Raw genomic sequence first — 12,247 nt, forward strand, 5'->3', positions numbered from 1 at the left:
CTCGCCTCCTAGATGGCCAGCACCACGCGCTGGCAGCGCGCCCGCGAGACGCAGGGCATGAGCTTGCGTCCGCCCGCCCGTTCCTCGGCGGAGAGATAGTGATCGCGATGCAGCAGTTCGCCGTCGGTCTCCAGCACCTCGAGTTCGCACTGCCCGCAGGCACCGCCGCGGCACAGGTAAGGCGCCCTGACGCCGGCCGCCTCGATGGCTTCCAGCAGGCTGACCTCGCTGCCGACCTGCACGGTGATGCCGCTGCGCGCCAGCACCGCCTCGAACGGGACGCCGGGCTGCGGCGCGAGAAACTGCTCCCAATGCACGTGGCCGTCCGACCACCCCGCCGCGCGCGCCGCCTGGCGCACGGCGTCGATCATGCCGGCCGGCCCGCACACGTAGACATCGGTGCCGAGCGGCTGCCCCGCCAGCACCGTGGCGAAGTCGAGCTGATTGCCGCCCTCTTCCACGTAGAGATGCAGCTTGCTGCCGGCGATCCGCTGCAGCTCGACGGCGAAGCCGGCATGTTCCTGGCTGCGCACGGCGTAGTGCAGCTCGTAGGCCGCATCGAGCCGCTCCAGCTCCGCCAGGTGCGAAAAGAATGGCGTGATGCCGATGCCGCCCGCGATCAGGATGTGCTTGCGCCGGGTCTTGAGCAGCGGAAAGAGATTGACCGGCGCGGACACGCGCAGCACCGAGCCGACCGTGACCCGTTCATGCATGTGGCGCGAGCCGCCGCGCCCTTCGTCCACGCGGCGCACACCGATCTGGTAGTGGTCACCGTCCCAGGGCGAACTCATCAGCGAGTACGGATTGCGGTGCAGCCGGTCGTGGCCTTGCATCTCCACCACGATATGGCTGCCGCCGGAGAAGCGCGGCAGCGCGCCGCCGTCGGCATGCTGCAGGGTGAAGCGCTTGATCAGCGGCGTCACCGGCTCGATCTCTGCCACGCGCACCGGAATGGATTCCTGCGGCTTCATGCTGCCCCCGGGGTTTCCGCGTCGGCCATCACACCCATGAAGGCGGCGAGCCGGCGCGAATAGTGATCCCGCACCAGCAGCGTGCGGCCACAGCCCGCGCAAGGCGCCAGGCTGCCGCTCACCGCCGCGTTGCAGGTGTGGCAATGGATGCAGTACACACGGCGCGCCGCGGCCGGGGCCACGTGCTCGCATTGCATCTCGTCGGGATCGAGCCCATGCTGCTCGGCGCTCCGGCTCGCCTGGGCAAGGAAGTCCTCGTCGCCGGCGGCGTAGAAGCGCAGCCCCATCGGCTGGCGCGCCAGGGCCTGCGCCAGCGCCGCGAGCAATGCGTGCCCGGAAGCGGCGATGGTGGCGCCGGGCCAGGCCGCGCGCACGCCTTCGGCAAGGTCGGCGCTGGCCGCGGGGGCGTACAGCAGCTCGCATGCCGGCGCCGCGGAGCCCGCCCGGCTGGCCTGCGCGGCCAGGCGCAGCAGGGCCTCTGCGCCCGCCCCGCACGCCACCGCCAGGTGCGTGTGCCCGCTGCGGTCGAACTGCAGTGCGCGGTACACCGGCATGCTCTTGATCCCTGTCACCAGCATGGCAAGCTCCTTCGCCCCGGGGCCGTTCAGGCCGCCTTGATCTGCGTGCGCAGGCGCTGCGGATCGTAGAACGGCGTCTTGGTCACGGTGGCCACATGTGCGCCCGTGCTGTCGCGGATCTCGACCCTGGTGCCCAGTGCCTTGTACGCCGGCTTCAGGTGCACCAGCGCCAGCGACTGCATCAGGTAGCGGCTGAAGGTGGCGCTGGTGACGACGCCCGCTTCCTTGCCGTCGACGAAGATCCTGGCCCCGGCCTCGACCGCGCGATCGAGCCGCACCGCCACGCCGGCCTGGGAAAAGCGCTCCTTGCCCCGGGCCGCCAGCAGCGCTGCCTTGCCCACGTAGTCGCCGGCCTTGTCGGAATCGATGGCCCAGCCGAGGTTGACCTCCCACGGCGTGGTGTCGCCCTCGGGCATGTCGAAGGGGTAGAACAGCAGCGCCGCCTCGATCCGCGCCAGTTCCAGCGAATCCCAGGAGCACGGAATCAGCCCGTGCGGCTTGCCCGCTTCGAGGATGGCGTCCCAAAGCGCCACGGCATCCGCCGCTGCGCAGGAGATCTCGAAACCCTCCTCGCCCGAGTAGCCGCCGCGGGAAATCACGATCTTGCGGCCAAACAGCGTGGTTTCGCGGTGGGCGAAGTAAGGCAGCGTGGCCAGGTCGATGCCGATATGCGCCTTCAGGATCGCAGCCGAGCGCGGCCCTTGCAGCGAGAGCATATGGACGTCGAAGTCCTGCTCCCACTGCATGTCGCGGCCTTGCGAGAGCGCGGCCAGCTTCTGCTGCGTGTCACCGCTGCCGTGCGACAGGCGGTACTGGTTCTCGCCGTCGCAGATCACCATCAGGTCGTCGCTGACGGCGCCCTTCTCGTCGACCACCGCTGCCAGGCGCGCCGTGCCCGGGCGCAGCCGGCGCACGTCGATCGGGACCATCCTGTCGATCACCGCGGCGGCGTCCGGCCCCCACACCCTGACAATGTTCAGGCCGCTGATGTCATAGAGGCCTGCCGCAGTGCGCACCGCCACCACTTCGTCCTGCGGATCGCGCTGGTAACGCCAGGGAATCGGCATGTCGTTCCAGGTGTCGCCGTCCAGCTTCGAGCCAAGCTCGCGGTGTCGTACGTTCAGGGTGGACTCTCGGGTCATCGGTTGTCTCCGCATGGGTTCGGTGTGTCTGGCGGAGTATGGTTGGCACCTACCTCCCCAACAATTTCCCCTTGGCACTACCTCCTAGGTAGTAGCGGTACCCCGTGCAAACCCTGGCCCCGACCGGGCTACCGCCTATTGGGTATTGCCCGGGCCCGGCCCCGTTGCGCAGACTCCATCCCAAGCCAGTGCGCAAGCCCAGCAGGAGGAAGACATGATGACCCTGACCCAGCCGCTTCTGGGCACGAACAGGAGCACGGACCGGTGCATGGACAGGACCATGGACACGCATGCCCATCGCATCGCGCAGGCCGTAGCCCAGCCGCTCGCGGCGTGCGAGGTCAGTGCGGCGGTGGTGCGTTCCTGGACGCGCTGCCTGCGCGACTATGGGCTCGACCCCGAGCTGCGCCCCGCGCCCCCGGTGCTGACCGCGACTGAATTGCGCGAGCGCAGCGAGCGCTTTGGCGAGCTGGCCGGCTGCGCGCGCCTGGAGATGAGCACGCTCCACCAGCAGTTGGCCGATGCCGACATGGCCGTGATGCTGACCGACGCCGAGGGCGCCATCATGCACCTGGTGGCCTCCGATCCGTTCGCGCGCGAGATCGCGCCGGAAGGGCTGCGCGTCGGCGCGATCTGGAGCGAACGCGAGGCCGGCACCAACGGCATGGGCACCTGCCTGGCCGAAGGCAGTGCCGTGGCGATACGGCACGACGAGCACTTCTTCCGGCGCTATACCTCGCTGACCTGCTCGGCCGCGCCGATCTTCGACGAGAACGGCGAGCTGTGCGCCGTGCTGGACGTCACCAGCCGCTCGCCGCTGCAGCAGCAGCATTCGCTGGTGCTGGTGGCCATGTCCTGCCGCAACATCGAGAACCGGTTGTTCGATGCGCGCTTTCGCCATGCTTTCCCGATCCGCTTCCACAGCCAGTCGGAGCTGGTCTACACGCCGGGCGAAGGCAAGCTCGCGGTCGATCAGGACGGTGCGGTGCTGGGCGCCAACCGCAGTGCGCTGCACCAGCTTGGCTTCCATACGCTGCAGGCGCTGCGTGGCAAGCGCATCGACGAACTGTTCATGACGTCGCTCGACGAGCTAGTGGCGCGCAGCGCACGCCAGTCCTTCCATCCGGTGCCGATCTACCGTACGCAGGCGGCAAACCGCTTCTTCATGGTGGCGCAGCAGCCGCCGCAAGCGTGTGATCCGCGCCCTGCCCGCGCGATCGTGCGCGGCGCGGGCCGGCCCGCGCAGGCGGCGCCCGCCGCGCCCGCCTCGCACCAACGTGCCGCGGCACAGCATGCGCTGTCGCGCCTGGCCGCTGGCGATGCGCGCATGGAGGCGCAGATCCGGCTCGCCACGCGCGTGATCGAGCGCAATGTGCCGATCCTGCTGCACGGCGAAACCGGCGCCGGCAAGGACGTCTTCGCCAATGCGCTGCACGCGGCCAGCCCGGCCGCACAGGGCGCCTTCGTGGCCATCAACTGTGCCTCGCTGCCCGAAGCGCTGATCGAGAGCGAGCTGTTCGGCTACCGCGCGGGCGCGTTCACCGGCGCGCAGCGCGAGGGCCGGCGCGGCAAGATCCTGCAGGCCGACGGCGGCACGCTCTTTCTCGACGAGATCGGCGACATGCCGCTGGCGCTGCAGGCTCGCCTGCTGCGGGTGCTGGAAGAACGCCAGGTTACCCCGCTGGGCTCGGAGAGCGCGACCCGGGTCGAGTTCCAGCTCATCAGCGCCAGCCACCGCAACCTTGCCGAGCTGGTCGGCGAAGGGCGCTTCCGCGAAGACCTGTTCTACCGGCTGAGCGGGGTCGAACTGCGCCTGCCGCCGCTGCGCGAGCGGACCGACCGGCTCGCCTTGATCCGCACCATCCTGGCCGAGGAAGCGGCCCCCCACGCCGCGCCCACGCTGGCGCCCGAAGCCCAGCAGGCCCTGATGCGCTATGACTGGCCCGGCAACCTGCGCCAGCTGCGCTACGTGCTGCGCACCGCCGCCGCCTTGTGCGACGGCGATCGCCTGTGCCTGGAGGCACTACCCCCGGAAATCGTGCACGGCAGCACACGGGCGCGCCGCGCACGCGCGGCCGATTCGGGCGCCCATGCGCGTGCCGATTCGCGCGCCGAGGCCGGCAGCGCGCAATGTTCAGCGGGCACGGACGAAGAGAACCTGCCGCGCTTCAACGCGATCCAGCTCAACGAGCGCCGGACCATCTTGGAGCTGCTGGAGACGCACCGCTGGAACGTCAGCACCGTGGCCCGCACGCTGCGGCTCAGCCGCAATACCCTGTACCGCAAGATGCACCAGCTCTGCATCAGGGTCTCGCAGGCGGACCCCCCCGCGCGCAACGCGGGCGCCACCGATGACATGCCGGCATACCTGCAGGGCGAGGCGCAAGCCAGCGCCTTGCCATGACCTAGCGGGCTATCGACCATGCACAAGATTGCCACCTCACCGCATCGCAGCCAGCCCGCCGGCGCCATCGGCATCCGCGCCAACGGCCGGCTGCACCTGGGCTTTCTCGACCCCGGCGCCACGCTGGGCCGGCGCTTCGGCAGCCTCGGCCTCGCGATCGAGGGGCCGGCCACCGTCCTGGACCTGGCGCCCGCAGCGCAGGACCGGATCACCGCGCTCCACCCTGCCGCGCAAGCGGAACTGCCGCGCGTGAGCGCCTGGCTGGAGCGGCTGCGGCAGGCCAGCGGCATGCGCCGGCCGCTTGCGCTGCGGCTGCACGAGGTGCTGCCCGCGCATGCCGGCTTCGGCTCCGGCACCCAGCTCGCACTGGCCCTTGGCCGGGCCTATGCCGAGTGCCACGCGTTGCCGTGGTCCGGCGCGGAGATTGCCCGCATCCTGGAGCGCGGCGGCCGCTCCGGCGTGGGCATCGCGGCGTTCGAGCATGGCGGCCTGCTGCTGGACGGTGGACCGCGCGGCGCGGGCACCGTGCCGCCGCTGACGGCGCGCTTCGGGTTCCCGTCCGACTGGCGCATCGTGCTGCTGCTGGACGACAGTCGCACCGGCCTGCACGGCGCAGCGGAGAAGGAGGCCATCCAGGCCCTGCCGCCCTTCCCCAGGCCGCTGGCCGCGGAGCTCTGCCACCGCGTGCTGATGCAGATCCTGCCGGCGGCCGCCGAGCAGGAGTTCGCCCCGTTCGCGCAGGGCCTGAACCAGTTGCAGCAAGTCATCGGCAACTACTTCGCGCCAGCCCAGGGCGGGGTCTACAGCAGCCCGGCGGTTGCGCGCGTGCTGGACTGGGTCACGCGGCAGGCCGGCAGCGATGCGGTTGCGGTGGGCCAGAGTTCGTGGGGGCCGACCGGCTTTGCCATCGTGCCGTCGCAGGCGGCCGCCGAGCAAGCCGTGGCCGGCGCGCGCGCGGCGGGCCTGTTGCCGGGCTGCCTGGAGGCGCGCATCGTGCGCGGCGCCAACCATGGCGCCGGCAGCGTGCTGCCGGCGCAGCATCGCAGCGCGGCCTGAAGCAACCAGAAGCAACCAGAAGCAACCAGAAACGAACTGAAGCGGCCAGGCCGCACCGAACCCTATCCGAGCGAGATCCCCATGGCACGCCCCTGCATCCTGCATATGTTCACGCCTGGCCGCCAGGCCAGCCCGTTCGACGTCAATATGGCCATCGACGCCGGCTTTGACCACGTCGTGCCCTATGCAGAAGTCGGGCCCGCCAATGTCGCCGCGATGACGCAGGACGCGATCTTCTCGCGCGGGCCCAAGGGCGTGGCCAATACCGGCATCTTCATCGGCGGCCGCGACGTGATGGTGGCTGCCGACATGCTCGACCTCGCGCGCCAGTCCATGGTCCCGCCCTTTGCGGTATCGGTCTTCGCCGACCCCAGCGGCTCCTATACCACCGCGGCGGCACTGGTGGCCTCGGTGGAGCGCCAGTTGCGCAAGGCGCATGGCAGCGACTTCGCCGGCAAGCGGGTGCTGGTGCTTGGCGGCAGCGGCGCGGTCGGGCGCGTGGCCGGCGCACTGGCCTCGCAGCTCGGCGCCCGGGTCTGGCTGTCGAATCGCGTCGACGACGAACAGGCCGTGCGCACCAGCCAGGAAACCAATGCGCGCTTCCAGGCGCAGACCCAGGGCATCCTGATCCGCACCACAGAAGCGCTGCGCGCCGCACTGGCCGAAGCCGATATCGTGTTCGCCACCGCCAGCGCTGGCGTGCAGGTCATGAGCGAAGCGGACCGGGACGCCGCCGGCAGGCTGCTGGTGGCAGCGGACGTGAACGCGGTGCCGCCCGCCGGCATCGCCGGCGTTGAGGTGATGGACGACGGCAAGCGCATCGGCACAGCGGCCGCGGTGGGCGTGGGCGCGCTTGCCATCGGCAATATCAAGTATCAGGTCCAGCACCGGCTCTTTCTCGCCATGCGCGAAGCGACCACGCCGGTCTACCTGGGCTTCCCCGAAGCCATGGCAATGGCGCGCGCGGTGGCTGCGGAATTGCCCTGAGACAGGAACGCAAGACCATGCCCAATGCCCCCATGCTCATCGCCGCCGGACTATCGGCCCGCATGATGGCCGAGTCGGCCGCGCAGGCCGGGCTGCCCGTGATCGCGCTGGACGTGTTCGGCGATGCCGACACGCGCCATGCCGCCTGCCATTGGGAGCCGCTGGGCGGTCCCGACGCGCTGTCGATCGACCCGGAGCGCCTGCTGGCCGCGCTGCGGCGCCTGCGCGCCAGCCACCCGCTGCTGGGATGGATCGCGGGCGGCGGCTTCGAGCACCAGCCCGGGCTGATCGAGGCAGCGCACGCCATCGTGCCCCTGCTGGGCAATGGCGCCGCAACCGTGCGCACCGTCAAGCAGCCCGCCAGCTTCTTCCGGCTGCTCGATGCACTTGGCATCGCCCATCCGCCTACCCGCCTGAACCCGCCACCGTGCGGCGAGGGCTGGCTGAGCAAGCGCGTTGGCGGCACCGGTGGCTGGCATATCCGGCCGCTGTACCAGGCATCCGCCAGCGCCAGCGCCGGCGAGGCGCAGTATTACCAGCAGCGCGTAGCGGGCCAGTCCATGTCCGCGCTGTTCCTGGCGAACGGCAGCGAGGCGCGCATGGTGGGCGTCAGCCGCCAGCATACGGCCGGCGAAATCGGCGCATGCGGCAGTGCGGACGTGCCCGACGAAGCCACCTCGTTCCTCTTCTGCGGCGCCAGCGGACCGACGGCGCTGAAACCGGCCACGGCCAGCCGCCTGGGCGAGATCGTCCACGCCATCGTGCGCGAGACGGGCCTGGTCGGGCTGAACAGCATCGACTTCCTGCTCGACGCGGACGAGATCGCCGTGCTCGAAATCAACCCGCGGCTATCCGCGACCATGGCGCTTTACGCCGATGCCTTCGCCGGCGGCCTGGTGCAGGCCCATCTGCAGGCGTGCCGGGGGATCTTGCCTCCGCCGCTCCCGGCGCCCCTGCCAGCGGCTGGCACAAGCCCCCTGCGCGGCTTCCACACCGTCTTCGCCGCGCGCGCGGCCCACATTGGCACAGCGCTCGCCGCAGACCTGATGCGAACCGGCTGGTGCCACGATATTCCGCCGCCGGGCACCGCCGTCGACCGCGGCAACCCCATTTGCACGGTCTTCGCCGAAGCCGCGACCGCAGGCTCCCTCGCCATCCTCCTGCAGCAGCGGCATGCGCAAATCCACCACCGACTCGAGGCTCATCATGCCCAGCACCACGCCCGCCACCAGGAACGCCGGGGCAGCCCCCAGCCCCAGCGTCAATTCGCTTAGCCAGCCACTGCTCGCGCGCCTGCTCGCGCAGGCCGGGCCATGGCGGCTCGCGGTGTCCGCCGGGCCGCTGGGCGTGCGCATCGTCGACGCGGGTGTCGAGACCCGCGGCAGCATCGCGGCGGGTCTCGCCATTGCCGAGATCTGCATGGGCGGCCTGGGCCGGGTACAGCTACGGCACGGCAGCGATCGCAGCGAGAGTGGTCCGGATGGCGGCTGGCCCACGCGGGTCGAGGTCAGCAGCGGCGCCCCGGTGCTGGCCTGCCTGGCGAGCCAGTATGCGGGCTGGAGCCTGGCCGCCAGCAAGGAAGAAACCGGCGGCAAAAAATTCTTCGCGCTGGGCTCCGGCCCGGCGCGCGCGCTCGCCGGCAAGGAGCCGTTGTTCGCGGAGCTCGGCTATCGCGACCGCATCGCGGATGATGCCAACGCCGATGCCAACGCCAACGGCGGCGCCTGCCTGGTGCTGGAGGTCGACCGCGCCCCGCCCGAGGCCGTCGTCGCCAAGATCCTGCGCGATTGCGGGCTGCGGCCCGAGCAGCTGACCCTGATCCTGACGCCGACGGCGAGCCTGGCCGGCACCACACAGGTCGTGGGGCGGGTGCTGGAAGTGGCGCTGCACAAGGCGCATGTGCTGGGCTTTGCGCTCGATCGCATCGTCGAAGGCAGCGCCGCCGCGCCGCTGCCGCCGCCCGGCGCCGACGCCGGCGAGGCCATGGGCCGTACCAACGATGCCATCCTCTACGGCGGCACCGTGCACCTGACCGTGGACACCGGCGACGATGCCGCGCGCGCGCTGGCACTGGCGCTGCCTTCTATCGGCTCGCGCGATTATGGCCGGCCCTTCGCCGAGGTCTTCAGGGAATACGATCACGACTTCTACCGGATCGACCCCGCACTGTTTGCCCCGGCCGAGGTGTGGGTCAGCAACCTGGCCTCCGGGCGGACCTGGCACGCGGGCGCGCTGAACATGGCGTTGCTGCGCGGCCAGTGGCTGCAGGAAGCGTGAGATGCGGCCCACCTCTCTTCCCCCACCCTCCGTGGCCGGCACGGCGCAAGGGCTGCGGGTCGCCATCATGACCGACGAGCGCGGCTGGCACACCACCAGGCTCAAGCGCGCCTTGCGCGCGCGCGGTTGCGAGGGTCACTGCGTGGACCTGGCCGACTGCCGCATCGACACCACCTGGGCCTGGCACGGCCTGGCGATCCCCGGCTACGGCCGCGGCCTGCCGGACGCCGTGATCGTGCGCGGCGTCGCGGGCGGCAGCTTCGAGCAGGTGACGCTGCGCCTGGGCATCCTGCACGCGCTGCGCGAGCTCGGCGTTCCCGTGTACAACGACGCGCGTGCCATCGAGCGCAGCGTAGACAAGGGCATGACCAGTTTCCTGCTGCACCTGGCCGGGATTCCGACGCCGGCCACCTGGGTCAGCGAATCGGTGCCGCAGGCCCGGCGTACGGTGATGCGCGAAAGCGCGGCGGGGCGGGCGCTGGTGCTAAAACCCCTGTTCGGCTCGCAAGGCAAGGGCCTGCAGCGCATCGGCGCGCTGGCGACGGGACATGCGCCGCTGCCCGCGCTGTCGCCGTACCGGCACGTGGCGTATCTGCAGCGCTTCGTACCGGCGCCGGCGGCCAGCGACGGTGCCAGCGACGGTGCCAGTGCCAGGCCAGGCTTCGACTGGCGCGTGCTGGTGGTTGGTGGCCAGGCGGCGGCAGCCATGCGCCGCGTCAGCGATCACTGGGTTCACAACGTGGCGCAAGGCGCGCAGTGTGAGCATGCCGAGATTTCGCCCGCGCTGGCCGCGCTGGCGATACGCGCCACCGAGGCACTCGGTCTGGATTACGCCGGGGTGGACCTGGTGCCTGCCGCCGGCGCTCGCGCAGGCGAGGCAGGCGCACTCGTGATCGAGGTCAACGGCGTCGCCGCCTGGCGCGGCCTGCAGTCCGTCACCGAAGCCGACATCGCCGGCCTGCTGGTGGACGACCTGCTGGGCCGCAAGCTGCCCGCCGCCCGTGCGTGCGCGAAGCGTGCAGGAGCCCTGGCATGATGGCCGCGCCCGGGCACGACCGCGCCGGCGCCGCGTCGGCCGCCTTTCTCTGGGCCTGCACGCTCGACGTGGCGGTGGCCAAGCCGGGCAATGTCAGCCTGTGTGCGCCGGGCCACGGCATGACCGCGCGGCTGTTCCTGGACAGCGCCGCCGCGGCCGCGCCGCCACTGACCGACACCATGCTGGCGGTCGGCGCACGGATCGAGCGCGCGGTGTCCGCCACGCAGGCGGTCGCGCGCTGCAACACCAATCTCGGCATCCTGCTGCTGTGCGCGCCGATCGCTGCCGCCATGGAAGGCACGCCACCGCGCGACGCCGAAGCCCTGCGCCAGCGGCTGGAGACCGTCCTGGCTGGCCTGACCGTGGCCGATGCGCAGGCGGCCTACCGCGCCATTGCCCAGGCCAATCCGGCCGGCTTGGGCGCGGCGCCCGAGCAGGATGTGGCAGCACCGCCGACGGTGGACCTGCGCGCTGCCATGCGCCTGGCCGCCATGCGCGACAGCGTCGCGCGCCAGTATGCCAATGGCTATGCCGACCTGTTCGCCCTCGGGCTGACGGTACTGCGTCGCCACCTGGCGAGCCACGGCCCCTGGCCGGCGCGGCTGCAACGCGCGGTCGCGGCGGTGTACCTGGCCTTCCTGGCCCGCTTTCCGGATTCGCATATCGCGCGCAAGCATGGGCTGGCCGCGGCCAGGAACGTCAGCTACAAGGCGCGCCTGTTGCATCGGCGCCTCGAAGCCGGCCAGGTCATCCCGCGCGAGGAGCTGGCCCGATGGGACCGGCTGCTGAAGACCGACGGGCTCAATCCCGGCACCACCGCCGACCTGACGGTGGCCAGCGCGATGATCGCCGGCTGTCTCGACCCGGCGCTATGCGCGCTGTCCGCGGCTTCGCCGGCACTGGCAACGTCCGCTGTCGGCCTGTAGTCCATGTAGTTGACGGTAGTCACCGGTGGTCCCAGTACCCGCGCCGGCACCGCTGCGGCGCGGGTAGCCGCCCCGGATGCCTCAGGCGGACATCGCGCCCGGGCTCGGCCAGCCGAGTCCCTGCTCCCTGACAGCCAGCCGATCGTCCCGGCGCCGCTCGATGGCCACGCCGACCGCGCTCACATCGTCGAACTTCCTCGGCTTCACCACGACCACGCGCACCCAGTGGGCGCCGAAGTCTTCCAGCAGCAGTTGCGCCACACGCTCGGCAAAGGCTTCCAGCAAGCGCAGGCCATGCGTGGCCATCAGCTCGCGCAAGGCCGCGCGCACCTTGCCGTAGTCGATGGTGTCGCCGATCCGGTCCGTGCTGCAGGCGGCGCTGCGCGCGAGCCCGGCGGTGAGGTCGATGCGGATGGGCTGCGGCGTGTGCAGCTCGCCGTCATCGATGCCGATCACCGTCTGGCCCTCGAAACCCTCGATAAAGATCAGGTCCATGGCGCCGCTGGTGACACCCATATACTGCCCGGCCATCGGTCCCGCCTGCCCCGCCCGGTTGAACTCCGCGGTCGCGGCCGCCACCATCATGTCGTCTCGCTTCATCAGGCCTCCCTGCCGTGCAATGGCTGCGCGGCCGGCGGCCGCTCCCACGACCTCTCACGCAAATAGCAGGCCACGCGCAGCCGGCAGCGCCGCGGTGACCCGCAGTGCCAGCCATGCCGCCCGCGCGCGGGCACCCGCTGTAGCGCGCCTGCGCATCTGCGCACCGCGGCCACGTCACAGACTGTCCCGGCCGCGGGACAGTCGCGCCGGCGCAATGACCCGCGCAGGCCCCGAAAGGCCGTCGCATCAAGGCCGGCCGCACCAGGCATG

At 71.2% G+C, this 12,247-nt stretch carries 11 protein-coding genes; 7 read left to right on the forward strand and 4 right to left on the reverse strand.

The features are described from left to right. Window positions 1–8 precede the first annotated feature (8 nt). Genes IPF36_RS15750 through IPF36_RS15760 form a run of 3 tightly spaced genes read right to left on the reverse strand, consistent with a single transcriptional unit; the run spans window position 9 to window position 2,691 of the window. Window positions 9–971, reverse strand: coding sequence for a PDR/VanB family oxidoreductase (locus IPF36_RS15750; RefSeq protein WP_195428687.1), 963 nt, complete (start codon window positions 969–971; stop codon window positions 9–11). Continuing rightward, window positions 968–1,549, reverse strand: a complete 582-nt coding sequence (locus IPF36_RS15755) for a dimethylamine monooxygenase subunit DmmA family protein (protein WP_195428689.1) — start codon at window positions 1,547–1,549, stop codon at window positions 968–970. Before IPF36_RS15755 ends, IPF36_RS15750 begins: the two co-directional genes overlap by 4 nt. 26 nt (window positions 1,550–1,575) lie before the next feature. Further along, entirely contained in the window at window positions 1,576–2,691 is a 1,116-nt protein-coding gene (locus IPF36_RS15760) for an aminomethyltransferase family protein (protein ID WP_195428690.1), read from the reverse strand. A 280-nt stretch (window positions 2,692–2,971) separates the two neighbouring features. Here IPF36_RS15760 and IPF36_RS15765 point away from each other — a divergent pair, with 280 nt between their 5' ends. From IPF36_RS15765 to IPF36_RS15795, 7 genes are all read left to right on the forward strand, one after another. Further along, complete coding sequence (locus IPF36_RS15765) at window positions 2,972–5,095, forward strand: sigma-54-dependent Fis family transcriptional regulator (RefSeq protein ID WP_255519795.1); 2,124 nt, start codon at window positions 2,972–2,974, stop codon at window positions 5,093–5,095. An 18-nt stretch (window positions 5,096–5,113) separates the two neighbouring features. After that, a complete protein-coding gene (locus tag IPF36_RS15770) occupies window positions 5,114–6,151 on the forward strand; it encodes a beta-ribofuranosylaminobenzene 5'-phosphate synthase family protein (RefSeq protein ID WP_135706847.1) in 1,038 nt (345 codons plus the stop codon). Between the two features lie 81 nt (window positions 6,152–6,232). Next, window positions 6,233–7,138, forward strand: a complete 906-nt coding sequence (locus IPF36_RS15775) for an NAD(P)-dependent methylenetetrahydromethanopterin dehydrogenase (RefSeq protein ID WP_195428694.1) — start codon at window positions 6,233–6,235, stop codon at window positions 7,136–7,138. Window positions 7,139–7,155: 17 nt separating this feature from the next. Then, complete coding sequence (locus tag IPF36_RS15780; RefSeq protein WP_195428696.1) at window positions 7,156–8,412, forward strand: ATP-grasp domain-containing protein; 1,257 nt, start codon at window positions 7,156–7,158, stop codon at window positions 8,410–8,412. Further along, the gene (gene mch / locus IPF36_RS15785) at window positions 8,345–9,415 is read left to right on the forward strand and encodes a methenyltetrahydromethanopterin cyclohydrolase (RefSeq protein ID WP_195428697.1); all 1,071 of its coding nucleotides are present in this window, start codon (window positions 8,345–8,347) and stop codon (window positions 9,413–9,415) included. The genes IPF36_RS15780 and mch overlap by 68 nt, the downstream gene beginning before the upstream one ends. A 1-nt stretch (window position 9,416) precedes the next feature. After that, window positions 9,417–10,451, forward strand: a complete 1,035-nt coding sequence (locus IPF36_RS15790) for a RimK family alpha-L-glutamate ligase (RefSeq protein WP_195428699.1) — start codon at window positions 9,417–9,419, stop codon at window positions 10,449–10,451. Then, entirely contained in the window at window positions 10,448–11,377 is a 930-nt protein-coding gene (locus tag IPF36_RS15795) for a triphosphoribosyl-dephospho-CoA synthase (RefSeq protein ID WP_218959596.1), read from the forward strand. Before IPF36_RS15790 ends, IPF36_RS15795 begins: the two co-directional genes overlap by 4 nt. Window positions 11,378–11,458: 81 nt before the next feature. Here the strand turns inward: IPF36_RS15795 and IPF36_RS15800 are convergent, their stop codons facing one another. After that, window positions 11,459–11,908 carry a dihydroneopterin aldolase gene (locus IPF36_RS15800; RefSeq protein WP_255519801.1) on the reverse strand — a complete coding sequence of 150 codons (450 nt, stop codon included), beginning with the start codon at window positions 11,906–11,908 and terminating at the stop codon, window positions 11,459–11,461. Window positions 11,909–12,247: the final 339 nt, after the last annotated feature.

This window comes from Cupriavidus sp. IK-TO18 (assembly GCF_015549295.1).
In the GTDB taxonomy this organism is placed as follows: domain Bacteria; phylum Pseudomonadota; class Gammaproteobacteria; order Burkholderiales; family Burkholderiaceae; genus Cupriavidus; species Cupriavidus oxalaticus_A.